This is a genomic window from Alteromonas stellipolaris (assembly GCF_001562115.1).
Taxonomy (GTDB): domain Bacteria; phylum Pseudomonadota; class Gammaproteobacteria; order Enterobacterales; family Alteromonadaceae; genus Alteromonas; species Alteromonas stellipolaris.
Genome location: NZ_CP013926.1, coordinates 1,421,081 through 1,444,900, shown reverse-complemented (window position 1 = coordinate 1,444,900; position 23,820 = coordinate 1,421,081). Strand labels below are relative to the sequence as shown.

The 23,820-nt window shown below is 43.6% G+C and carries 20 protein-coding genes; 13 read left to right on the top strand and 7 right to left on the bottom strand.

Annotation, left to right across the window (positions count from 1 at the left end; all coding sequences use genetic code 11):
- Positions 1-9 precede the first annotated feature (9 nt).
- Positions 10-435, top strand: coding sequence for a hypothetical protein (locus tag AVL57_RS05990; RefSeq protein WP_057792104.1), 426 nt, complete (start codon positions 10-12; stop codon positions 433-435).
- 319 nt (positions 436-754) lie between these two features.
- Here AVL57_RS05990 and AVL57_RS05985 read toward each other — a convergent pair whose 3' ends face one another.
- Together AVL57_RS05985 and AVL57_RS05980 are read right to left on the bottom strand one after the other, a co-directional pair.
- Entirely contained in the window at positions 755-3,004 is a 2,250-nt protein-coding gene (locus AVL57_RS05985; protein ID WP_057792102.1) for a TonB-dependent receptor, read from the bottom strand.
- A 122-nt stretch (positions 3,005-3,126) separates the two neighbouring features.
- Positions 3,127-4,116: a GlxA family transcriptional regulator gene (locus AVL57_RS05980; RefSeq protein ID WP_057792101.1), complete on the bottom strand. Its 990-nt coding sequence runs from the start codon at positions 4,114-4,116 to the stop codon at positions 3,127-3,129.
- A 138-nt stretch (positions 4,117-4,254) separates the two neighbouring features.
- On the opposite strand from AVL57_RS05980, the gene AVL57_RS05975 reads away from it, so the two are divergent.
- From AVL57_RS05975 to AVL57_RS05960, 4 genes are all read left to right on the top strand, one after another.
- A complete protein-coding gene (locus AVL57_RS05975) occupies positions 4,255-6,057 on the top strand; it encodes an acyl-CoA dehydrogenase (RefSeq protein ID WP_057796171.1) in 1,803 nt (600 codons plus the stop codon).
- Between the two features lie 75 nt (positions 6,058-6,132).
- Positions 6,133-6,897 carry an SDR family NAD(P)-dependent oxidoreductase gene (locus AVL57_RS05970; RefSeq protein ID WP_057792099.1) on the top strand — a complete coding sequence of 255 codons (765 nt, stop codon included), beginning with the start codon at positions 6,133-6,135 and terminating at the stop codon, positions 6,895-6,897.
- A 76-nt stretch (positions 6,898-6,973) separates the two neighbouring features.
- Positions 6,974-7,735, top strand: coding sequence for an SDR family oxidoreductase (locus tag AVL57_RS05965; protein ID WP_057792096.1), 762 nt, complete (start codon positions 6,974-6,976; stop codon positions 7,733-7,735).
- A gap of 21 nt (positions 7,736-7,756) precedes the next feature.
- Positions 7,757-8,206: a YaiI/YqxD family protein gene (locus AVL57_RS05960; protein WP_013784278.1), complete on the top strand. Its 450-nt coding sequence runs from the start codon at positions 7,757-7,759 to the stop codon at positions 8,204-8,206.
- A gap of 158 nt (positions 8,207-8,364) precedes the next feature.
- Here AVL57_RS05960 and AVL57_RS05955 read toward each other — a convergent pair whose 3' ends face one another.
- Together AVL57_RS05955 and AVL57_RS05950 are read right to left on the bottom strand one after the other, a co-directional pair.
- A complete protein-coding gene (locus AVL57_RS05955; protein WP_057792094.1) occupies positions 8,365-9,555 on the bottom strand; it encodes an amino acid aminotransferase in 1,191 nt (396 codons plus the stop codon).
- 207 nt (positions 9,556-9,762) lie between these two features.
- Positions 9,763-10,527: an NRDE family protein gene (locus AVL57_RS05950; protein WP_057796169.1), complete on the bottom strand. Its 765-nt coding sequence runs from the start codon at positions 10,525-10,527 to the stop codon at positions 9,763-9,765.
- Positions 10,528-10,656: 129 nt separating this feature from the next.
- Between AVL57_RS05950 and AVL57_RS05945 the strand changes: the two genes are divergently transcribed.
- From AVL57_RS05945 to AVL57_RS05930, 4 genes are all read left to right on the top strand, one after another.
- On the top strand, positions 10,657-11,262 hold the full coding sequence (locus AVL57_RS05945) for a 1-acyl-sn-glycerol-3-phosphate acyltransferase (protein ID WP_057792092.1): 606 nt from the start codon (positions 10,657-10,659) through the stop codon (positions 11,260-11,262).
- Between the two features lie 19 nt (positions 11,263-11,281).
- On the top strand, positions 11,282-12,535 hold the full coding sequence (locus AVL57_RS05940) for a cystathionine gamma-synthase family protein (RefSeq protein ID WP_057792090.1): 1,254 nt from the start codon (positions 11,282-11,284) through the stop codon (positions 12,533-12,535).
- A gap of 390 nt (positions 12,536-12,925) precedes the next feature.
- Positions 12,926-13,534 carry an FMN-dependent NADH-azoreductase gene (locus AVL57_RS05935; protein ID WP_013784273.1) on the top strand — a complete coding sequence of 203 codons (609 nt, stop codon included), beginning with the start codon at positions 12,926-12,928 and terminating at the stop codon, positions 13,532-13,534.
- Between the two features lie 252 nt (positions 13,535-13,786).
- The gene (locus tag AVL57_RS05930; RefSeq protein ID WP_057792088.1) at positions 13,787-16,324 is read left to right on the top strand and encodes a S9 family peptidase; all 2,538 of its coding nucleotides are present in this window, start codon (positions 13,787-13,789) and stop codon (positions 16,322-16,324) included.
- A gap of 89 nt (positions 16,325-16,413) precedes the next feature.
- Here the strand turns inward: AVL57_RS05930 and rrtA are convergent, their stop codons facing one another.
- A complete protein-coding gene (gene rrtA / locus AVL57_RS05925) occupies positions 16,414-16,998 on the bottom strand; it encodes a rhombosortase (protein ID WP_057796166.1) in 585 nt (194 codons plus the stop codon).
- Positions 16,999-17,140: 142 nt separating this feature from the next.
- Between rrtA and AVL57_RS05920 the strand changes: the two genes are divergently transcribed.
- Positions 17,141-17,905 (top strand): enoyl-CoA hydratase, encoded by a 765-nt coding sequence (locus AVL57_RS05920; protein ID WP_057792086.1) that lies wholly within the window; start codon positions 17,141-17,143, stop codon positions 17,903-17,905.
- Positions 17,906-17,920: 15 nt separating this feature from the next.
- Entirely contained in the window at positions 17,921-19,678 is a 1,758-nt protein-coding gene (gene ggt / locus AVL57_RS05915; protein ID WP_057792084.1) for a gamma-glutamyltransferase, read from the top strand.
- Between the two features lie 123 nt (positions 19,679-19,801).
- Here ggt and AVL57_RS05910 read toward each other — a convergent pair whose 3' ends face one another.
- Entirely contained in the window at positions 19,802-20,260 is a 459-nt protein-coding gene (locus tag AVL57_RS05910; protein ID WP_057792082.1) for a nuclear transport factor 2 family protein, read from the bottom strand.
- A gap of 308 nt (positions 20,261-20,568) precedes the next feature.
- Entirely contained in the window at positions 20,569-21,534 is a 966-nt protein-coding gene (cysK, locus tag AVL57_RS05905) for a cysteine synthase A (RefSeq protein ID WP_013784262.1), read from the bottom strand.
- Between the two features lie 201 nt (positions 21,535-21,735).
- Between cysK and AVL57_RS05900 the strand changes: the two genes are divergently transcribed.
- Together AVL57_RS05900 and AVL57_RS05895 are read left to right on the top strand one after the other, a co-directional pair.
- Positions 21,736-22,572, top strand: a complete 837-nt coding sequence (locus tag AVL57_RS05900; RefSeq protein WP_057796164.1) for an AAA family ATPase — start codon at positions 21,736-21,738, stop codon at positions 22,570-22,572.
- Complete coding sequence (locus AVL57_RS05895; protein ID WP_057792079.1) at positions 22,572-23,753, top strand: vWA domain-containing protein; 1,182 nt, start codon at positions 22,572-22,574, stop codon at positions 23,751-23,753. The genes AVL57_RS05900 and AVL57_RS05895 overlap by 1 nt, the downstream gene beginning before the upstream one ends.
- Positions 23,754-23,820 lie beyond the last annotated feature (67 nt).

The window sequence follows — 23,820 nt, the reverse complement described above, 5'->3', positions numbered from 1 at the left end:
GTGAACGCGATGACTACAGGTGTTAAAGCAGTTGATCAACTTATTGAAAAGTTCGGAATATTATCTTCGCCAGGGCAAGATAAGTTCCAGCGCTTAACGTATTTATTTGGTGGTGATAAACGGGCGGACTCGTTGCCTTTTTGTATGTATCAAAAAGTGATGGGCGCGCCTGTATCTCGTCGGTTCACAATCCATCATTTTTATTTGCCCCACAAAAACTGCAAGTTAGCCAGTTTCATGTTTAATGAAAAAGGTGAATTAATAGAGCAGGTTTATTTTACTAAGTTGTCTCGTATGGTGAATGTTTGCCGAAAGTTGCAGCGTCTTCTCTTGGAAGAAAAGGGCCTGAGTGAAAAGGCATCCCAAGGAATGCTACAGCAGAACAGGCAACAAAAAGACAGAGAGTGGGCGCAGACTGAGCAATTTGCGGCCTAATCACTTGTGTAGCTAAAGTGTGTAGCTAAAGTGTGTAGCTAAAGTGTAGAGCTATGGCATCAATGACTTAAGGCAAGTGTCACTAAGTCACTAACTAGTAACGGCCAAACGTGCTAATGGGCAAGGGCAAACTGGCGAAATATAAGATAAAGATGAAAGGCCAAAGGCATAAGCTAAAAATAGAGAACAAAAAAGCGAAGGGGCGTTAAAACGACACCTTCGCTTTTTTATGTTTATCATTCTTAAATGCAGTACTTGATAAGGCTAAGAACAAAAGTGCAGGCTAGATCTGCACTTTCAACCTAAATCAAGGTAGTGCTTAGTAGAAAGAGTACTTCACTTCAACACCAAGAATACGTGGCTCGTTCACAATACCGGTAAGGTTGTTAAAGTCGATAGCCCCTTTAACGTTATCTTCATCGGTAATGTTACGACCAAACAAGGCTACTGTGTAGTTATGCTCAAAGTTTTCGTAACCTATGCGCAAGCCTCCTTCAAAGTTGTCGTCTGTTTGGAACTCTACAGACTCATATAAGAAGATGTTAGTTTCACCTTGGAATGCCCAATCGGTAAATACGAAGAATTCACCGTTGTCGCCCATAGGCACAGTGTAGCGTGCGGTAAAGTTAAAGATTGACTCTGGCGCTTGTGGGAACGGGTTACCGTTCACAATGTAGTTACCATCATCTGCTACTGGATCAGTAATGGTACAAGAACCACAACCGCCAACCGTCAATGTGTCATCTTTAATTTCGGTATGGTTATAGCTATAGCCAGCAGTAAAGGTTAGTTCATCAGTAGCTAACCATTGAGAGTCAATTTCAAAACCGTAGGCTTCGCCTTCATCTGCATTGACGAGTGCGGTAAAGTTGTTACCACCACCAATGGCTGACAGTTGCATATCATCAACCGTGTAGTAGAACGCTGCACCGTTCAGGCGAAGTGTTCCATCTAGCAAATCAGATTTAAAACCAACCTCATAAGAGTTAATAGTTTCAGCGTCAGCCACAGATGGTGAGCTTTCAAACGCTACATCGCGACCTTGAATAGTTTGAGCACGGAAACCATTTGAGTAGCGAGCGTAAGCAGACATATCGTCTGTGATACGGTAGTTAGCGCTAAGTTCGAAACTGGTTTGCCCATCATCAACGTTGATTGGATCATAATCTTGTAGGCTAGCTGCACCAATAACAACAGCGAAGCCATCTACGTTTTGATCGCCAACAATCAATGATTTCTCGTCATGGGTATAACGAAGACCACCGGTAATATTTAGCTTCTCATTAACTTGGTAAGAAGTTTGACCAAATACCGCCCATGTTCTGTTTTCATGGTAAACGGTAGTTGCTCCAAAGAAACCATCAACACTAGTCACGTTGAAAGACGCATCATAATAGAATGCGCCTAATTGCCAGTTCATCGCGTCTGTGGTGTTGCTTGATAAACGGAATTCCTGTGTATATTGCTCAAGGTCGTCTAGATTATCTTGAGTAACAGCAGAAAATGGAATGAAGCCTGGGCCAGATGTGCCATCAGCGTTGTTGAAACCACCATCAATGTCACCAAGGCTCGAACCTTCAGCAGTCTCCATTGCTGAGATTGACGTGAATGTCACATCATCCATATCGTATTCAAGTTTTAGTGATGCGCCGAAACCGTCATATTCTTGAGGGTTATTGTCAGCACCGTTGCCGTCGATATCACCATCATAATAAATGGTATCTCGGTCGTAATTTGCATTTAGGTTATTGCTGCCAACATCGAAAACGTTAGCGCGGAAAATTGAAGCTGTGCCATCTAATTCTCTGCCGTGAACATTTAATAGAGCTGAGAAATCGTCTGACGGCTCCCAAAGAAGCTGTAAACGGTATGCTTTTTCATCAAAGCCACCAATCGCATCGTTTTCGCCGGTAAAAGCATTGTCGATGTAATCATCACGCTCTTGCGATAACAATGATAAACGGGCTGATAGCTCATCAGTTAAACCGCCACTAATAGCACCTTCGAAGTTCATGGTGCCATAAGAACCAAAACCGGCCTTAGCGTAACCTTCTAAATCTTGCGTAGGTTTTACTGTATCGAACTTAATGATACCGGCTGTCGTGTTACGGCCAAACAAGGTTCCTTGTGGGCCACGTAATACTTCAACTTGTTGAACATCAAAAAGTGGGAAGCTTTTCAGTACCACATTTTCCATTACCACTTCATCCATGATAATAGAAACAGGCTGCGAGGCAGCCAAGTCAAAGTCAGTGTTACCTAGGCCACGAATATAAAAACGTGGTGCTACGCGACCGTTTGACGATTCAGCGTAAAGACCAGGCACGCGAACAGCCAATGCAAGGATATCTTCACCACCTGAAAACAAGCTTTCAAACTTTTCGCCACTTAGGGTCGCTACAGAAATAGGCACTTCCTGTATTGACTGGGTACGTTTTTGAGCCGTTACGGTAATTTGTTCAAGCGCAGTTTCTTTCTTTTGTATTGTTTCTGCTTCTTGAGCAACGATAGAAGTACTGAACGCTGCACTAACTGCAAGCGCCAGTGAGGCAAGTTTATGTGTTCTCATGTGTCCACCAAGAGTTTTAGATTATACTTTTGTAGTGTTTTTTGGTACAGAAAAAGCGGTCTGTACGCGGCGTGGCATTTTACACAAACTAAGTAACAAAAACTTATCTTTGTTGTAAATAATTATTTTCTTATGAACTTGGCGCGGTACTGTGAAGGCGATAAACCGGTATTCTTTTTGAAAAGCCGGGTGAAAGAACTGAGGTCTTCATAGCCCACACTATTAACAATTGATTCAAGAGGAGACATAGACGTTTCTAAAATTTTTCTTGCTTGTTCTAATCGTAAACCTTGTAGATATTGGATAGGCGTTATTGCACAGGCTTGCTTGAAACGCCTTATTAATGTGCGTTCAGTCATATTGTGTTCATGAGCCACATGTTTCAGCGTGAGCCGTTTTGTAAAATGATCTTCCAAGTAATTTTGCACCGCCAAAACATCTTTATCTTGATGGAATTTGTGTTGCCGACTGCTTGCATACACCGTTTGGTTAGGCCGAGAAAAGTCGAGCACATGTGACTTAGCAGTATCGCTCGCCACTTGATGACCGCAATAGCGTTCTATGAGCAAAATGGCCAAATCTATCCACGCCATACCGCCACCTGCACAAAAAATAGCATCTTGTTCAGTTACCATCTTTTCAGATTGCAAATTAACAGCAGGGTATCGAGAGCGAAACTTATCTGCGTACCCCCAATGGGTAGTGGCAACTTTGTTATCGAGTAATCCTGACTCTGCTAATAAGAAAGTCCCTGTGCAGTTACCCGCAATATCTGCCCCTTGCTTTTGCAGTCGCTTAATATGCACAAGTTGATTCGCGTTTTCTTGTAAAACCGTATCGATATCGCCGCCAATAGTGGGGATCAGCAAGATGTGGGTTTCGGTGACATCCTCAATGGCAATGTTAGGGGTGAGTAGTAACTGGTTAGTACAGTGAAAAGGTTTGCCATGGAAACTCGCTAGCTGAACTTTGAATTTAGGGGTGGTGGGCTGGTTATGAATGCGCTGCCAACTGATGCCAGCGAACGCGAATACATCGAGTGCGCCAGTGATGGCAGAAGCCAGTGCTTGATCAAACCCTAATACGGTAACGACGAAAGGTGGTTTATTCATAAAAATAATACAGTTTATTAGATACGATAACTAACAGTGATTGTTGGCGTAAATGGCCATGATTGTGTCATAAATGACAATAATGGCATGATAACGAATATGACACAATGCATTAACAATTTGCTCATGGACTTTATTATGGCTGACCAACTTATTCCCCGTCGGGAAATGCAATTCCAACTTTACGAAGTATTAAATACCCAGTCTTTGTGTGAAAAGGCCCGTTTTGAGGAACATAACGTTGAAACGTTTAATGCCGTTATTGATATGGCAGAAAAAATGGCTGAAGAGCTGTTTCTACCTCATAACGCTATCGCCGATAAAGATGAGCCTACTTTCGATGGCAAAAAGGTCACCATGATAGGTGAGGTTAAAAAAGCCTTTGATACTTATCGTGAGTCGGGCTTTATTGCGGGTCACTTCGATTACGAAGATGGCGGAATGCAGTTACCCGTTACCATTATGAATGCATGTGCTGGTTACTTCTTAGCCGCCAACCCTTCCACTACTGCGTATCCTTTTCTTACTGCTGCCGCCGCAAATGTGGTTAAGCATTTTGCCAACGAAGAAACCAAGCAAGCCTTTTTGCCTAAAATGCTCACAGGTGATTTTACCGGCACTATGGCATTAACTGAGCCTCATGCCGGCTCTGGACTAGCAGATATTCGCACGTCGGCGACCCTTAACGAAGATGGTACGTATCGCGTGAAGGGCAGCAAGCTTTATATCTCTGCTGGCGAACACGAATTATCGGACAACATTGTTCATTTGGTCTTAGCGAAAATTCCAGGCGGTCCTGCGGGCGTAAAAGGTATTTCGTTATTTGTTGTCCCTAAGTACCGTTTAGATGAAGACGGCAACCCAGGCCCCCGTAACGACGTTACGCTAGCTGGGCTAATACACAAGATGGGTTATCGCGGGACGACTTCTACCGCGCTTACGTTTGGTGAGAACGGTGATTGTCATGGTTACCTAGTGGGTGAGCCGCACCAAGGCTTGCGTTATATGTTTATGATGATGAACGAGGCGCGTATTGGTGTAGGTTACGGTGCTGCTATGATTGGTTATCGCGGCTATCGCTATTCTCTTGAGTATGCAAAAGACAGAACTCAAGGCCGTGCAGCGCCAAAATTAGCCCCAGAAGATGAGGCTACGCCAATTATTAACCATGGTGACGTGCGTCGCATGTTGTTAGCGCAGAAGTCGTATTGTGAAGGCGGCATGGCACTTTGTTTATACGGTAGTACCTTAATTGATGCGTTAGAAACGGAAGAAGACACCGCGAAACGTACCGAAATTTCCCAATTGCTCGAGCTACTTACCCCAGTATTTAAAGCGTGGCCTTCTGAATTTGGCCCTAAAGCTAACGACTTAGCCATCCAAATTCTAGGTGGCGCTGGTTATACCCGTGAATACCCCGTAGAGCAGTGCTGGCGTGATAACCGTTTGAACCCTATTCATGAAGGTACAAACGGTATTCAAGCGCTAGATTTACTCGGTCGTAAATTATGGCAAAGCGAAGGAAAAGGGCTTCAAGTGTTACTCGCACGTGTATCTGGCGACATGAAAGCGGCTACAACACCGCGGGCTCAAGTGTTAGCGGCGAAACTTAAACCTTATCTTGATCAACTTGGCGGACTTATTCAGCAAGCGGCTGGTGACTTACGTTCAGACAAACAAGCCGTGTTACTTACCAACGCAAGCTGCTTTTTGAATGTATTTTCGGCCTGCGTAGTGAGTTGGATATGGTTACGCCAAGCAAATGTTGCCGAGCAAGCATTGCTTAACGGCGCAAGTGGCCAAGACGGCGATTTCTATGAAGGAAAAATGGCAGCAGCTGAATACTTCCTTAATTGGGAATTACCGCTAGTAAAACGCGATATAGAAGTCATTACGTCACAAGAACCAACTTGTGAAAATGTGAAAGCCAGTTATTTCTAATACCGGCTTAAAGGACATAAAAATGACAAATCAACAACGGCAAATAGCAGTAAACATTAAGGTAGGGCAATAACAATGGTGGCATCAAACGTAGAAGGGAAACATATCCTTATCACCGGTGGCGGTTCAGGTATTGGCGCGGCTTCGGCCAAGACCTTATGTGAGCGCGGGGCATTGGTCGGTGTTGCCGATTTGAATATAGAAGCTGCTGAAGCTTTAGTGCATGAGCTCAAAGAAGCGGGCGGTAATGCCTATGCAGTAAAAGTGGATGTTACTGAGCCCGATGAAGTGAATGCCATGTTTGAAGCGGCGTTTTCACAGCAAGCTAAACTCGACGTAATCATTAATAACGCGGGTATAGACCATTTTCCAGCACCCCTTACTGAAGTAGACGATGCCATGTTCATGAAGAACATTCAGGTGAATCTAGCGGGCGTGTGGTATTGCATGAAAAATGCGCTTAAACATATGACGGTCAATGGTGGTGGTCATATTATCAATATAGCGTCAGTGGCGGGCTTACGCTCGGCGCCTATGATCAGTGCTTACAGTGCATCTAAACACGGTGTTATTGGCCTAACTAAATCGGCAGCGGTGGAATATGCCCGTGCGAATATTCGCATTAATGCGGTGTGCCCAAGCTTTGTTGATACGCCGATGGTGCAGGGCGTGCTGTCTAAATTAGACGAGCGCGGACAAAAAGCCATGGTAGGTGCAAACCCAATGAAGCGTTTAGGTAAACCTGAAGAAATAGCGAATGCGATAGCATGGTTGTGCAGTGACGAATCTTCATTCATGACAGGGCAATCGGTAGTACTTGATGGCGGCATGTTGGCTTAAACACTCAATTTCATGCGTTTGATAAAAGTTCTTGCGTTAGATAAGAGCGCGACAGATTTACAAAGGGAAAACTATTATGAAAAACTTATTCGATTTAACTGGCAAGGTAGCGTTAGTAACAGGTGCTAGCCGCGGTATTGGCGAATCGATCGCCCGTTTGTTGGCACAATATGGCGCACACGTTATCGTTTCTAGCCGTAAAATTGATGGCTGTGAAGCGGTTGCCTCGTCAATTCGCGATGCAGGTGGTAAAGCAACAGCACTTGCATGTCATGTTGGCGATATGGAGCAAATTACGAACGCATTTGCTGCGATTAAAAGCGACTTCGGTAAGCTAGATATTTTAGTGAACAATGCCGCAGCTAATCCGTACTTTGGCCATATCCTAGATACCGATTTAGGTGCTTACGACAAGACAGTAGATGTGAACATTCGTGGTTACTTCTTTATGTCTATTGAAGCGGGCAAAATGATGAAAGAGCAGGGCGGCGGTGTCATCCTTAATACAGCGTCAGTTAATGGTGTAACACCGGGTGACATGCAGGGTATTTACTCTATTACGAAAGCCGCGGTTATCAGCATGACGAAATCATTCGCAAAAGAGTGCGGTAGCTTAAATATACGTGTTAACGCGCTATTACCAGGTTTGACCGATACCAAGTTTGCTTCAGCACTTACTTCAAACGATCAAATTTTAAAGCACGCGCTTAAAGTGATCCCACTAGGCCGTGTTGCCGATCCGGATGAAATGGCAGGTACGGTATTGTACTTAGTATCTGACGCATCTAGCTACACCACAGGCACGACAGTGGTGGTTGATGGTGGTATGCTAGCGTAAAAACGCTAACGAGATTTTACCATGCATATATGGGTTGACGCAGATGCGTGTCCCAGTGTGATTAAAGACATTCTTTTTAAGGCAGCCCGACGTACCGGTCTGCCTTTGTCTTTAGTTGCCAATCATTCTATGTCTGTTCCACCAGATAAACACATTACCCTTACTATCGTGCCCTCTGGTTTTGATGCAGCAGATGATTACATTGTTGAAAAGATAGAAGCCGGTGATTTAGTGATAACCGGAGATATTCCTTTGGCGGCCGATATTTTGGCTAAGAACGCCAAAGCTATGAATACACGAGGCGATGAGTACGACAAGTCGTCCATCCGCGCCGCGCTCACTATGCGAGATTTTATGGATACTATGCGCTCAAGTGGTGAACACACGGGCGGGCCTAAAGCATTCTCTCAGCGAGACAAACAGAATTTCGCCAATGCGTTAGATAGGATGATTACCGCAGGCACGCGCTAACGATGAGTTAGTCATAGCGTTAATAAGTACACCTAATAACTACACCTAATAAGTGCACCTAATAACTACACCGAATCAAAAAAGGGCTGCGTTTTCACGCAGCCCTTTTGTATTTATGAGGTAAAGCTTACCGTACTGAGTCTTATAATACCGAGTTCTTACAATACTGAGACTAAGGCTTTCGCTAATGTTTCAACGTTCTCTGAGTTAATACCCGCAATGTTCACGCGGCTAGAGTCAACGAAATAAACACTATGCTTTTCGCGCACTTCACGTACTTGCTCTGGTGTAATACACAAGAACGAGAACATGCCTTTCTGATCGTTAACGAAGCTGAAGTCTTTTGGCGAACCATTGTCGTGAAGATTCTTAACCAGCATGGCACGTAGAGACTTCATACGGTTACGCATTTCATCTACTTCATTTACCCATTCTTGATTAAGCGCTTCGTCAGACAAGATAATATCAACCAACGCACCGCCGTAGCTAGGTGGCATAGAGTAAATACCACGAGCAATAGATTGAATTTGGCCTTGAGCAATTTTGCGTGTGCTGGTATCAGCAGTAATGATGGCAGCAAGACCAACACGCTCACGGTATAAACCGAAGTTTTTAGAGCAAGATGCCGCAACAATCACTTCTGGTAGGTTTTCAACCAATAGACGAAGGCCATACGCATCTTCATCTAAGCCTTCACCGAAACCTAAGTAAGCCACATCAATGAAAGGTAGGAACTCACGCTCTTTAGCAACCGCTAGTACTTCGTCCCACTGTGCATTCGTTAAATCTGCACCCGTTGGGTTGTGGCAGCAACCGTGAAGTAACACGATATCGCCTTTCGCTGCACCGCGAAGGGTATCCATCATGGCATCGAAGCGAATGCTAGCAGACGCTTTATCGAAGTACGGGTAGGTTTCAATTTTAAGACCAGCCGAGCCAATTAATGGAATGTGGTTGGCCCATGTTGGGTCGCTTACCCATACTTTAGCGTTCTCGTTACAACGAACCAGTAATTCTGAAAGAATGCGAAGTGCACCACAACCACCTGGCGCTTGAACCGCGGCAACACGGTCAGCAAGTAATACAGGGCTGCTCTTGCCTAAAAGCAAAGTAAGCATGTTGTCGATGTAACCCTGATTACCTTGCGGCGTAATATAGGTTTTGCTGGTTTCACGTTCTAACAACAGTTGTTGCGCTTTCGCTACGCTAGTAAGAATAGGGGTATTACCTTGCTCATCTTTATAAACACCGACACCTAAGTCGATTTTATGAGAATTTAAATCTTCACGATAAGCAGCTGACAAACCAAGTATTGGGTCTGGGGCGAGATGGGGTAATACTTCAAACACGATATTTCCTCGTTGCAATGCAAAAAATAGCAGGCACGCATTATGCCACCGATGGTAGAAAAAACGACCCTTTATAGTAGAAAATATGTCATTAAATTGGTATTTGTGGTGTAAAACGAAATACACATCACAAAATTACGTGTCAGTTAATACTCTTCAGATGCGCGTCACTGGCGCCTATGTGTGTAGTGCTAGGCAGAACACGACTTAACCGATAATAAAATGTTGGTTGCCCACTACATCACCGCGCGTATTAAAAGTACGTTCATACCAATGTATTTGTTGGTGGCTATTTACAAGAAGCAGAGTAGAAGTACGAGTACCATATTCTGGTGATTGGATAAAAATAGACGACAAACGTTTTTCCCATTCATACCCAATGCCTGTGTTAGGCAGCGTATGATCAGATGCTTTGTCTTCGTCTTTTAAAATGGCGAAAAGTGCCTCAGTATCAAGCTGATTATTTTGGCTCACGTAATCGGTTAACGACGCTATTCCTTTGGTGACTTTCGGCCAAGGTGTCGTTAAGTTAGCGTTGGATAAACCGTAAACTCCTTGGGTTAACGTAGCGTGGGTGTCTTCGAAGTTGTTGTACACCGCGAGTGATTTTACATCACCATAAACCAAATTATAGCCATTATACTGGTGCCGGTTTGCACGTAAAACGTTAAGGTAGGTGGGCTGTTTCATTGCTTCATCAATAAGCCAATCTGCCACTAAGCCGCCGCGAGAAATAGCATCGGTTTTTATCGTCTCAGGAGCTCTAATATTGGTTAAGGCGGCCACTTTCCCGTTACGCGTAACCCCCATCCAAGTGCCGTGAGCCTGTAAATCATGGCCTGCAAGCACATGTGGGTGATTATTCCAAAACCCAGACACAGCAGTGGGTCTAGCGTGAAATTCATCTCTATTTGCCGCAATAACCAAAGGGAATTCCTGACTTTGGTCTACTGCAATAAACAATATGCACATATACAACTTTACTCGCTGACTGTTGTGAATAATGAACACGGTAACCGCATTCAATATCATGTAAAGGTGGTGGATTGCCGCTAACTTTTTTATGCTTACCCGCTAAAACGTAGTAAGAGAATAACAAGAATGAAAAAAACGATTCATCATCAGTTAGTGGGCAATAAGTTACCACGCAAATGGCCACATTGGCTAAGCGCCTGCGGCAGTTTTATTTTAACTAAACGGGGATGGCGAATAGAAGGCAAACTCATCAACGATAGAAAAGTGATATTAGCGGTAGCGCCACACACTTCAAACTGGGACTTTTTTATTGGCATACTGGTGGTATTTGCGTTAAGAATTAAGGTTAACTTTTTTGGCAAACACACCATTTTTACACCCCCTTTAGGCTATATTGTGAGGAAACTTGGCGGCATACCCATAGAGCGAAGTAAAGCACATGGGGTGGTGAATAATATCGTACGTCAGATACAAGACAGCGAAGAAGTAGTATTGGCCTTGGCACCAGAAGGGACACGAAAAGGCGTATTTCCTTGGAAAACCGGTTTTATGTACATTGCTAAAGAGGCCAATATTCCCATTCAGCTGCTAGGGCTTGATTACGCCAAGAAAACCGTTGTACTTGGTCCAATTATTAACCAAATCGACGATATTGAAGAACAAATGCAAACTATTTATGCGTTTTATGCTAACGTTTGCGCCCATTATCCAAAAAACTGTATAACCAGCTAACGTAACGGAGCGTTCACCCGTGTCAAAACAGGGATTTACAACCCGGCAGGTTCACGCAGATCGTTTGCTCAATACTCCAGAGCATGGCGGCGTGCATACCAGCACTTCTAATTCTGTACTTTTCGAATTTTCTGATGCCCAAGGTATCATTGATGCTTTTCAGGGCAAACGTGCAGCTCACGTATATTCGCGCTCATCATCTCCGTCGGTTGCCGCATTGCAAAATATGCTTAACGACCTTGAGGGCGGCTTTGGGGCTTTATGCTTCTCAACAGGAATGTCTGCCATTAGCAGTACCTTGTTTTCGCTTTTAAAAGCTGGCGATCACCTTATCGTTAGCCAATATCTGTTTGGGAATACGCGAAGCTTCTTCGATACGCTTGCCGATTATGGTGTTCAGATTACCTTTGCTGATGTAACGGATATCCAAAACGTTAAAGAAGCTTATTTACCTAACACGAAAGGGGTCTATACTGAAACGGTAGCCAACCCGGTAACCCAAGTTGCCGACCTACGTGCTATCGGTCAGTACTGCGAAGAGCGTAATATCTTGTTTATGGTTGATAACACCATGACACCGCCACCGCTTTTTTACGCCAAAGAACTAAAAGCCTCGTTAATATTTTGCTCACTGACCAAATACATTTCTGGTCATGGTAATGTGTTGGGCGGTGCTGTTATTGATACCGGCCTGTTCAATTGGAAAGGCTTTGGAAACATTAAAAGTGCTTACCAAGTTGCCGATGAAGCCCAATGGGGTTTAACACAAATTAAGAAAAAAGGGTTACGAGATTTAGGCGCCACACTGGCCCCTCAGTCTGCAACCGCCATTGCGTTAGGTATGGAAACGTTAAGCTTGCGCTTAGCTCGAGCATGTGAGAATTCACAAAAGCTCGCTATGTTTTTAGATAACCACCCCAAAGTAAAACAGGTATTTTATCCTGGGCTGGCTAGTCACCCGCAGCACTTTATGGCGCGAGAGCAGTTAAAAAGAGGCTATGGCGCTATTCTTAGCTTTACCCTTGTTGATGATATTGACCCAGTTCAATTCTTAAATGCCCTAGAGTTGGTAATTTGCGCTACGCACTTAGGTGATAACCGTACGCTGGCGTTGCCTGTTGCTCCAACGATTTACTTTGAAAATACAGCAGAAGAGCGGGAAGCTATGGGCGTTTCAGATACCATGATAAGAATATCGGTAGGTATTGAAGATACCGACGATCTTATTAATGATTTTACGAATGCCTTCGACCGCAAATATGCAGCAGAATAAATTCTCTGTTTCATTGATTTAACGTCAATTTCACTTTTTGTTCGTCATCGGAGCAGTAACGAACAAAAAGTGGTGTTATTATCAATTCTGCAAGAAGTAGCTAGATCCTTTTCATCGCATTAATTCTCTTAGTTGTGTTGTGGCAAACTCGATTGATTCTGGGTTAGCAGTGAGAGGATCAGCTTCTTGCCCTTTCTTTCCATTTAAATCCCTCCAACCATGCAATGTCTAATTTACCGTTCCGTATTCCTGTTAGTCATATTACGCTAATGAATTCTATAACACGGGTCATTCATCAATTAAATTCGAACGATAGGTGGGTATTTTCCTAATATATATTCGATTTACAGTCTTTTATTATTTACACATTAAATTAATAGGAGAAATGTAATGACGTCTATTCTTGTTGTGTATTCAAGCCTTAATGGCGAAAACAGTAAATCAACCGAGCTCGCTGACTATTATCTTCAGTCACGTGAGGGCAGCGAAACATCGGTTACAAAAGTTGATGTAGCAGAACTAGCGTTGGCACATCTAACCGGTGAAGAAATGCAAGCGTGGATGACAGACGCTAGCGAGCGTACTTCTTCACAAAAGCGTTTAGCTGCGGTTTCCGATGACCTCGTTGCACAACTTCAAGCGGCAGATGAAATTGTGCTAGCAGTTCCTATGTACAACTTCGGTATTCCTTCTTCACTTAAAGCCTATTTCGACCGTATTGCACGGGCGGGTATTACCTTTAAATATACTGAAACTGGGCCGGTAGGTTTGCTTGAAGGCAAGCAAGCGAAGGTATTTGCTAGTCGAGGCGGCGTTTACGAAGGCGGTGATTACGATACACAAACACCATACTTAACTCACTTTTTAAATTTCATCGGTATTACTGACGTGAAATTTGTTTATGCAGAAGGACTTAGTATGGGTGAAGACAGTGCTAATGAAAGTATCGCTAATGCGAAGGGTAAAATAATTGAACTAACCCAAAAAGTCGCTGACTAAATCTATGCAGTTAGCAAAACGCAATGAGTGCGTTTGAGCTAAAGTGTGTTCCAAGTTGAGTGTGCTTGATTGCCCCGCATATTATGCGGGGCTTTTTTATGCGCGGCTTTTTATTCAGAGATTTTTATCAGTGGTTTTTATATCAGGGATTTGTCGAATTGAGTAATTTCCACTTAGGATTTACAGCCTAATAGTCAATTGCTCGATTCTCTGGGTATAATGTGGGCATAACTAAAAAATAAAGTCGTTATTATGCAGAAATTTTCTTCCCTTGTTTTAGCTTCTAGTATTACGCTCCTGCTTAGCGGATGCGCCAATACAGATTCAACTACTGAATTAAACGCTAAAAGAAGCTCCGCCCAAAGTGACACCCTTTCATCTAGGGCACCTAAAAGTATCCGTAATGAGCCAATTGCTTCCTACACTCCCGACATTGAGCAGGGCCCTGTACAGTATTCAGAAAACGGTGAGATTACCTTAAAACAAATTATGGCAGACCCACAATGGTTGGGCCGAGCGCCGACCAATATGGGGTGGTCAATTGATGGTAGCCACATTGTTTACGAAAGAGAACAACCTAACAGCAAGCTAAAAGATGTTTATATAGCGAGTCTTAATGCGGCAGATAAAAGTGTAAAAGCTCCATTATCTCAATTACACCAATATAAATACGATGAGCGGGTAGAGCGTGAAGACGGTGTCATTGCTTATCGATTTAAAGACAGCGTATACGTGCAATTCACCAATAATGAAGTTGTGCAACTTACCCGTGGTGGTAGTTTTCTATCATCATTATCTTTTATGACTGATGGACGTTTAATGGCATTAAGTGGCAATAGCGCCATTGCCATAGACCTAACTAACGGTAGCAGAGAAGAATTGGTAAGTTGGTCATTCAGTGATGAACCAGAAGCCGTAGCAGCGCCAAAAGATTATATTGCCGAGCAGCAGCAATCATTAATTCAATATATTGCTAAAAAGCTTAAAAACCGTGAAGCCAAAGCGAACGCACAAAACACCCTAGCGGCAAACAACACCAGTATTGCACCTGATGCGTTTTATTTTGATAAAACCCATAAGTTGGTGGGCGTGAGTGTATCTCCGAAAGGTAATTTCGCCATTGTGGCGACTACGCCTGATACGCCTTCCCGAGATGATAGTGACATTATGCCGCACTACATTCAGGAAGACAGCCGCATCGCGAGCAAGCCTGTACGTAGAAAAGTAGCCGATGCTGAACCGATTAATCATCAACTTTGGCTTTTAGACTTAGCAAGTGGTGAAAAGTCACTACTAAACTACTTTAGCTTACCTGGTTATAACGACGATGTATTAGCCGACGTGAAGGCTGAAAATGCAGAAGCTAAAGGCGAACGTTACGACGTGAATCGTTTACCAAGACCTATTACCTTGCTGTCTAGCTGGAACTGGCAAAAGCCTTCTATCAGCTGGCACAAAGACGGTGAGCAAGTTGCGGTAATGGTGGAAGCGTGGGACAACAAAGACCGCTGGATTGCCACGGTAGACCTAGATAACCAACGTTTAGTGAACCAACATCGCTTACATGATGATGCATGGGTAAACTATCGTTTTAACAGCTTTGGTTGGTTTAATAACAGCGAAACCCTGTACTATCAGTCTGAGCACTCAGGCTATGCGCACCTTTATACGCAAGTACCAGGACAATCCCCAAAAGCCTTAACCCAAGGTACGTTCATTACTGATAGCCCTACGTTGTCTAATGATGACATGTGGATGTACTTTACCGCGAACAGTAAACACCCTGGCATTTTCGAAGTTTATCGCGTTAAGACAGCAGGCGGCGAAGTAGAAGCGCTAACCAATCTTAACGGTTTAACAGAGTATGAACTTAGCCCAGATAACACCACATTAGTGTTAAGCCACGGTAAAGTGTCTCGCCCTCCTGAGCTTTATGTTAAAGCAGTAGATAGCACACAATCAGCGACTAAAATTACCGATACGGTAAGCGACGCGTTTACCGCAATACCTTGGGCAGTGCCTAACGTGGTGGCCATTCCATCTAGTCACACCGATGCGCCTATTTATGCCCGCGTTTACTTACCGAAAGATTATCAAGCAGACAAGCCGCTTAAAGCAGTAGTCTTTAATCACGGTGCAGGTTATTTGCAGAATGCCCATTTAGGATGGTCTTTGTATTTCAGAGAATACATGTTTAATAGCATGCTAGTGCAACAAGGGTATGTGGTACTTGATATGGACTACCGTGCCTCGGCTGGTTACGGGCGCGACTGGCGTACCGCCATATACCGCAACATGGGTACGCCTGAAGTACAAGATTTACGTGATGGTGTTAATTGGTTAGTAGAAAACGCTAATGTGGATCGCAAAAGAATAGGTACGTATGGAGGCTCTTATGGCGGCTTCTTAACCTTTATGTCTATGTTTAACGCACCGGATCTTTTTGCAGCTGGTGCAGCGCTTCGCCCAGTTACCGATTGGGCGCACTATAATATTGGGTATACGTCTAATATCCTGAACACCCCAGATGTAGACCCTATTGCTTATGAGCGCAGTTCACCTATCTATTTTGCAGAAGGGCTAGAGAAGCCACTGTTAATTAACGCACCTATGGTTGATGACAATGTATTTTTCCACGACACGGTTCGACTAGTACAGCGCTTAATTGAGCTAGAAAAAGAAGACTTTGAAACGGCTATTTACCCTGTAGAGCCACATGGTTTTGTACAACCAAGTTCTTGGTTAGACGAATACCGCCGAATCTATAAGTTGTTCGAAGAGAACTTGTAGTTAGTTAAGGCTGGTTATAAAGATAAAAAAACGCCCCTATACAGGGGCGTTTTTATTTTAACCCGGAATAAACACGGGCAACTGAATATTCATCGTTTTTTAGCGGTTAACCACATAAGCGTGAAAATGATCAATCCACTTACCGCACCGAATAAGTGCGAATCAATGGCGACTTTGGCGTCAATCAGTGCAGCCACCTGCGCACTACTGCCCGATATTTGCTCATAAACCACTTTTAGCGCAACTCCGCCCAGTAAAATCCAGCCAGAGCGCATCTTATTCATAATATCCATTAATGCGCCCCATACAAAAATACCGTGTAGCGCACCAGATAACCCTGCATACCAAATAAGATCTTCAGAAAACAGGTAAAGGCCAGCACTTGTGCCTAAGCTGCACCATACAAATACTTTTAAGAACCGACCTATTCGGTAATGTTCGCCGTGTAGCGCCCACAGTAGGGTAAGGCCTGATAAATTCAGCAACAGGTGATACCCATTGGTATGTACAATATTGCCAGACAATAAGCGCCAGGTTTCTAGCCCTTGAATGGCGAAACGATCGTAAGCTAACCACTCACCAGAGAGGGGTTCTAAGAAAAAAGCGACGATAGCGCAAAGCGCTAAAATAAGTGGGCCTACGCTATACTTAGGTGAGACCGGTAGTGACATCATCATTGTTATTTATTTTAGTAATCCGTGTGTGCTGGGTATGATACATAAAATTGCCAGTAGGGTGGAAAGCGTTATCGGTAAAATTGCTTTTTTCGTCGGCTTCCACCTATATAACAATCATAAAAATATCAAGAGGTGACAGATGTCTCTAATTTTAAGTGAAAAGAAAAACGGGATCTTAACGATCACCATCAATCGCCCAGAGAAGAAAAACGCCTTAACCCGAGAAATGTATCAGGCCATGGCTGATGCATTATTTAGTATTGAAAATGACGATAGCATTAAGACAGTGCTGTTTCGTGGTGAAGGGGACTGCTTCACTTCAGGTAACGACATTAGTGATTTTGCAGGGCGCAAAGAAGGGGATGATGTTAATGAATCGGCGGCATTTATGCGCGGGCTAATAAATTGCAAAGTGCCGGTGGTGGCTCAAGTACATGGCATGGCTGTAGGTATAGGCACGACTATGCTTTTACATTGTGATTTTATCTACGCTGAGACAAACACCCGATTTGTTCTACCATTCATCAACTTAGGCCTTGTTCCTGAATTTGCTTCAAGTTATCTTCTTCCGAAACTGGCAGGACATGTAAAAGCCAGTGAGTGGCTGATGTTAGGCGAACCATTTGGCACAGAAGATGCCTGTCAGTTTGGGTTAATTACTGGTAGCTATTCTGCCGAGGTGTTAACCGAAAAAGTGGCATCGGTATGTAAAAAGCTGGTGGCAAAGCCCTCATTTGCATTGATGCAAACCAAATCACTGTTAAAGAATGATGTGGAATCTACCCATCATTATATGGATATTGAATTCGATGTGTTTGGTCAAGCTATGGATTCAGAGGCAGCGCGTGAAGCGTTTGATGCGTTTTTGTCAAAACGTCCGATCAATCCGGAGAAATTTAAATAAAGAGGAAGTCATATTTTGAAACGTGGTTCATGGTTTAGTTCATCGTTTTTAGCCATTGCAGTTTCAAGCTGCCTGTTGGTGTCTGCTAATGCACAACAAGTAAGAGAAGTAGGGGAGCCAGAGGCGGCCACTGGATACGTGGATAAAAAAGCCTTTGCTGCTGAAGATTACATGGTGGTAGCGGCTAACCCATACGCTTCATGGGCAGGCAAAAACATATTGGCGAAAGGTGGAAGCGCCATTGATGCTGCCGTTGCAGTGCAATCAATGTTATCACTTGTTGAACCACAGTCCTCTGGTATTGGTGGCGGCGCGTTTATATTGTATTGGGACAACAAAAATAAAGTGCTGCACACCTTTGATGGCAGAGAAACCGCGCCTGCAGCCGTAAACGCCCATTGGTTTATGGAAGGCAACAAGCCTATGCGTTGGCTGGATGCCGTAGTAGGCGGAAAATCGGTAGGTGTGCCTGGTGCGATTAAAGCGCTAGAAACTGCACAAAGTGAATTCGGCAACTTGCCGTGGAATACACTGTTTGACGATACTATTAAAACGGCAACCGAAGGGTTTCGTGTATCTCCACGACTAGCTAAACTTATTGCCCTTGACTACCACCCAGGTTTAAAAACGTTTCCAACCAGTTCTACGTATTTCTTTCCTGCAGGGCTTCCGTTAAAAGAAGGCGCGATACGTAAGAACAAGCAACTGGCTAAAACGTTGAAAGGTCTTGCCGCAAACGGTACTGATTATCTGTATAAAGGCGAATTAGCAGAAAAAATCGTTAAAACGGTGAATTCTGCATCAATCAACCCAGGTCAAATGACGACAGAAGACTTGGCCGCCTACGAACCTATTCAACGTGAACCAGTGTGTGGCTTGTATCGTGAAAAACAGATTTGTGGCATGGCACCGCCAAGTTCGGGCGGTATTAACGTGTACCAAATTCTCAAAATGCTAGAAGGGCAGGATTTTTCTTCCTTCACGCCTGATTCTGTAGAATTCGCAAACGTTTTTACTCAATCAAGCGCGCTGGCCTACGCCGACAGAGAAAAATACATAGCGGATAGTGATTTTACCAACCTACCGTTTGCAGCCATGATTAACACTGCGTATTTACACCGCCGCGCTGAAGGTATTGCACCAGATAAGAAGTGGCGACGTGTGCGTGCGGGCAACCCTTACGGCGATGCCAATATTAGTCTTGGCAGTAACATGGAACAGCCAAATACATCGCACTTCTCTATTGTCGATAAAGAAGGCAATGCGGTGTCGATGACCACAAGTATCGAATTTATGTTTGGTTCGGGTTTAATGGTTGGTGGTTTCTTGCTAAATAACCAATTAACCGACTTTTCGTTTTCACCTACCCAGAATCGTTTCCCTGTCCCTAACCGTGTTGAGCCAGGTAAGCGCCCACGAAGCGCGATGAGCCCAACAATGGTATTCGACAAGGAAGGTGAGCTGGAAGTGGTAGTAGGCTCTCCTGGTGGCTCTCGTATTGTAAGTTACGTGGCGCAAACGTTAGTGGGCGTACTGGATTTTGGATTAGACATCCAACAGGCTATTAATTTACCTAAAATCACGAACCGAAATGATTACACCGCCCTTGAAAAAGGAACGCCTATTGCTGAACTCGAAGCGCCGTTAAAAGCGTTAGGGCATAATGTAAAGGTTGTCGACTTAAACAGTGGTTTACACGGTATTCAAATTAAGTCGGGTAAGATTATTGGCGGTGCGGATCCAAGACGTGAAGGCGTTGCGGTAGGGCGTTAAGCGAGTTAGTTTAAGCTATTAAACTCAAGCGACTAAATCCAAGCTACGCATATAGTACTATTTTAGCACCATAGCCAAATACCAACAGGCTGTTCGAATCATATATTCGAACAGCCTTTTTTATTACATAAAATGGTCTGGGTGAATTTGAGATACTTTCCACACACCATCTTCTTTAATAAGATCTAAGCTGCGCAAGTCTTCAATTTTATCGTCATCGTACATACCACTTAAAAATACGGTTACCGTTGCTTTTTTTGAAAACTCAGAGCGCCCAACACTGTTGCCGCTTTGCGGAGTAATGATTACAGTGTCGTATTTTAAATTCAATAGATGACGCTGTACGTTTCTATTGCTGTGGTAATTGGTCAGAATCCTAGCCAAACGATCGGACGACAGGCTAATCGCAACATCAAGATTATCATCTTCATAAACGCTTTTTAGAAACGTCACTGCCGAATATTCTGGCGTACTGTCGGCTAGCATACCGTAGCGACCCATTCCTTCTTCTTTTTCTTCACACCCTGCTAAACAAAGCACGCTAAGCAAAACGGCATACAAACCAAAACGAAAAGGGCGCATTAATGAAAAACCTCAAATAAGATAAAGGAAAATGATCGCGAATATTATCGTGGCTCATCCGATGAGACGCAAGCCAATAAGTCTTAATCTTTCGAATAACATTCACTCATTTCTTTAACGAATCTATTAAATTACTACCTTGAGATAAAGATAGTTGAGATGAACGGTTTTAAGTTCTATTTTGCTAAAAAAAAGTATAGCGATGATATAAAAGTATTCCTTTAAAGGGAGATCTTAAAACAAAAAACGAGGCCGAAGCCTCGTTTTGTCACTTTACTCGTACCCGCCCAACGGGTTGCTAGAGTTAATTACTGTGTTTCTTCTTGGTCGCCAAATGCGCCCGCAAATAATGGGCTACTTAGGTAACGCTCGGTACCACTGGCTAGCAGTACTACCACAATTTTGTCTTTATTCTCTGGACGCTCAGCAAAACGTTTTGCTGCCACTACTGCTGCACCAGAAGAAATACCGGCAAGAATACCTTCTTCGGTCATCAAGCGATGCGCCATTTCCATACATTCATCGTTGGTTACTTGCTCAACTTCGTCAATCAAGCTTAAGTCCAAGTTACCTGGAATGAAGCCTGCACCAATACCTTGAATTTTGTGTGGTCCTGGTGTTAGTTCTTCGCCATTCATCGCTTGGGTAATAACCGGCGAATCAGTAGGCTCTACCGCAATAGAGGTAATAGCTTTACCTTGGGTGTTTTTGAGGTAACGGCTAACACCAGTAATGGTTCCGCCTGTACCAACGCCTGCCACGAATGCATCTACTTTACCGTCGGTGTCATTCCAAATTTCAGGACCCGTGGTCTTTTCATGAATAGCAGGGTTGGCAGGGTTATCGAACTGCTGAAGTAAAACGTACTTTTCAGGATCCGATGCCACAATTTCTTGTGCTGCGGCAACCGCACCTTTCATGCCTTTTGGCGCTTCAGTTAATACTAAGCTTGCACCAAGGGCTTTTAATAGCTTTCTGCGCTCCAAGCTCATGCTGCTAGGCATGGTAAGCGTAAGTTTGTAACCACGAGATGCGGCAACGAACGCAAGGGCAATACCTGTGTTACCACTGGTAGGCTCTACAATTTCCTTACCTTGGGTAAGCACGCCACGTTTTTCGGCATCCCAAATCATATTGGCGCCAATACGGCACTTAACGCTAAAGCTAGGGTTACGAGATTCAACCTTTGCGTAAACGTTACCAGAAGTAACGCGGTTTAATTTAACTAGAGGCGTGCGGCCAATAGATAGAGAGTTGTCGTCAAATACTTGCATTATTAATCCTTACCTAGTTAGGAAATCCCAGCAGTCGTGATCTGTACGACCTTTATAATAGTTAATAATTCATAGCCTGAATTAGGGGATTTCGTCATACCCCTATATCATTGGTCCCAAACGTGAAAATGCAAAGTGCTTTTTCGCTATATGTTATTGTTATTTTACATGACGAATCAGAACGAAAGAGGTAAAACCAAAATGGCTTTTAGTGGAACGTCGAATTATATCGCTACAAAAGATTTGCAACTTGCCGTGAATGCCGCCATTACGCTAGAGCGTCCACTGCTCATAAAGGGTGAGCCGGGCACCGGTAAAACCATGTTGGCTGAAGAATTAGCCGCCAGTCTTGGAACCGATTTAATTCAGTGGCACATCAAATCTACTACAAAGGCACAACAAGGCTTGTACGAATACGATGCAGTATCGCGTCTTCGTGATTCACAGCTGGGTGACGATCGTGTTCATGATATCGGCAATTACATTGTTAAAGGGAAACTGTGGCAGGCATTTGAAGCGGGCAACCGTCCTATTTTATTAATTGATGAAATAGACAAAGCGGATATTGAGTTTCCAAACGATTTATTGCTTGAGCTCGATAAGATGGAGTTCTTTGTCTATGAAACTCAAGAGCGCGTGGTAGCAAAAGTACGCCCCATTGTTATTATCACGTCAAATAATGAAAAAGAGCTGCCAGACGCCTTTCTGCGTCGTTGTTTCTTCCATTATATTAAATTTCCTACGCCTGAAGAAATGCAGCAAATCGTAGATGTGCATTTCCCTGACTTAAAGAAAAAGCTGCTTGATGAAGCATTAAAAGCTTTCTTTGAGATTAGAGACGTACCTGGGCTTAAGAAAAAACCGTCTACATCAGAACTTATCGACTGGTTGAAACTGCTGGTGGCTGAAGACATTCCACCTGAAGCCTTGCAATCTAAAGACGGTAAAGCCGCAATTCCACCACTGTACGGTGCATTACTTAAAAACGAGCAAGATATTCACTTGTTCGAAAAATTGGTATTTATGGCCCGCCGCTAATGCTTATTCAATTCTTTTTCACGCTGCGAAAATATCAAGTAAAGGTAAGCTTGCGAGAGCTACTTGATTTACTCCACGCCTTGGAAAAGCATATTGTTTATGCAGATTTAGAAGGCTTTTATAGTTTGTCTCGAACCATCATGGTGAAAGATGAATCTCAATACGATAAATTCGACAGAGCATTTGCCGATTACTTCGAAGGGGTGGAATCTATCGATTTATTCGGTAAAGAAATTCCCGAAGAATGGTTACGTAAGCAAATTGAGAAAACCTTAAGCGCAGAAGAGCGTGAAGCACTGCGCCAATCTGGTGGCTTAGAAGCCTTAATGGATACCCTTAAAAAGCGCCTTGAAGAGCAAGAAAAGCGACATCAAGGTGGTAATAAGTGGGTGGGTACAGGTGGAACGTCTCCCTTCGGCGCTTATGGCGACAACCCTGAAGGTATTCGTATTGGTCAAAAAGGCAATCGTCGTAACTCTGCGGTAAAAGTATGGGACAAACGCGAGTTTAAAAATTTATCTGCCGACGTAGAGCTAGGTACACGAAATATTAAAGTGGCTTTGCGTAAATTACGTAAGTTCGCCAGAACCGGTGCAAGTGAAGAACTGGATGTGGCCACGACCATTGGTGAAACGGCTAAAAAAGGCGGCATGTTAGATATACACATGTCGCCCGAGCGCCATAACGCGGTTAAGGTGTTAATGTTTTTTGATGTGGGTGGTTCTATGGATCCTTATGTTAAAACTACCCAAGAGCTTTTCTCCGCAGTGCAGAGTGAGTTCAAATACCTCGAGTACTTCTACTTTCATAACTGCGTGTATGAAGAGGTATGGAAAGATAACCTGCGACGCGAAAAAGAACGGGTATCGGTTCACGATATTATTCATCGGTACGGTAAAGACTATAAAGTCATTTTTGTTGGCGATGCCACCATGGGGCCTTATGAGATTACTTATCCTGGTGGAAGTGTTGAGCATTGGAACGAAGAGCCGGGTAGTGCGTGGCTGGGCCGTATACTGAACCATTTTAATAAAGCGGTATGGTTAAATCCACAAGCTGAGAACTATTGGCCTTATTATTCGTCTATTTCAATTATTAAAGAGATTGTTGAAGACAGAATGTACGGGCTAACTCTTGAAGGGCTAACCCAAGCCATCAAAGAGCTCAGTCGTTCACGTTAGATCTTGTTTAGTTTCGCAAGCGTGAGAACTGGTGAATACAGTTAATGCAGCAAATACGGTAAATTAA

What these genes read in the sequence shown, in the direction of transcription:
- AVL57_RS05990 (WP_057792104.1), top strand. Translation starts at nt 10, where the DNA reads ATGACTACAGGTGTTAAAGCAGTTGATCAACTTATTGAAAAGTTCGGA.
- AVL57_RS05985 (WP_057792102.1), bottom strand. Translation starts at nt 3,004, where the DNA reads ATGAGAACACATAAACTTGCCTCACTGGCGCTTGCAGTTAGTGCAGCG.
- AVL57_RS05980 (WP_057792101.1), bottom strand. Translation starts at nt 4,116, where the DNA reads ATGAATAAACCACCTTTCGTCGTTACCGTATTAGGGTTTGATCAAGCA.
- AVL57_RS05975 (WP_057796171.1), top strand. Translation starts at nt 4,255, where the DNA reads ATGGCTGACCAACTTATTCCCCGTCGGGAAATGCAATTCCAACTTTAC.
- AVL57_RS05970 (WP_057792099.1), top strand. Translation starts at nt 6,133, where the DNA reads ATGGTGGCATCAAACGTAGAAGGGAAACATATCCTTATCACCGGTGGC.
- AVL57_RS05965 (WP_057792096.1), top strand. Translation starts at nt 6,974, where the DNA reads ATGAAAAACTTATTCGATTTAACTGGCAAGGTAGCGTTAGTAACAGGT.
- AVL57_RS05960 (WP_013784278.1), top strand. Translation starts at nt 7,757, where the DNA reads ATGCATATATGGGTTGACGCAGATGCGTGTCCCAGTGTGATTAAAGAC.
- AVL57_RS05950 (WP_057796169.1), bottom strand. Translation starts at nt 10,527, where the DNA reads ATGTGCATATTGTTTATTGCAGTAGACCAAAGTCAGGAATTCCCTTTG.
- AVL57_RS05945 (WP_057792092.1), top strand. Translation starts at nt 10,657, where the DNA reads ATGAAAAAAACGATTCATCATCAGTTAGTGGGCAATAAGTTACCACGC.
- AVL57_RS05935 (WP_013784273.1), top strand. Translation starts at nt 12,926, where the DNA reads ATGACGTCTATTCTTGTTGTGTATTCAAGCCTTAATGGCGAAAACAGT.
- AVL57_RS05930 (WP_057792088.1), top strand. Translation starts at nt 13,787, where the DNA reads ATGCAGAAATTTTCTTCCCTTGTTTTAGCTTCTAGTATTACGCTCCTG.
- rrtA (WP_057796166.1), bottom strand. Translation starts at nt 16,998, where the DNA reads ATGATGTCACTACCGGTCTCACCTAAGTATAGCGTAGGCCCACTTATT.
- AVL57_RS05920 (WP_057792086.1), top strand. Translation starts at nt 17,141, where the DNA reads ATGTCTCTAATTTTAAGTGAAAAGAAAAACGGGATCTTAACGATCACC.
- AVL57_RS05910 (WP_057792082.1), bottom strand. Translation starts at nt 20,260, where the DNA reads ATGCGCCCTTTTCGTTTTGGTTTGTATGCCGTTTTGCTTAGCGTGCTT.
- cysK (WP_013784262.1), bottom strand. Translation starts at nt 21,534, where the DNA reads ATGCAAGTATTTGACGACAACTCTCTATCTATTGGCCGCACGCCTCTA.
- AVL57_RS05900 (WP_057796164.1), top strand. Translation starts at nt 21,736, where the DNA reads ATGGCTTTTAGTGGAACGTCGAATTATATCGCTACAAAAGATTTGCAA.
- AVL57_RS05895 (WP_057792079.1), top strand. Translation starts at nt 22,572, where the DNA reads ATGCTTATTCAATTCTTTTTCACGCTGCGAAAATATCAAGTAAAGGTA.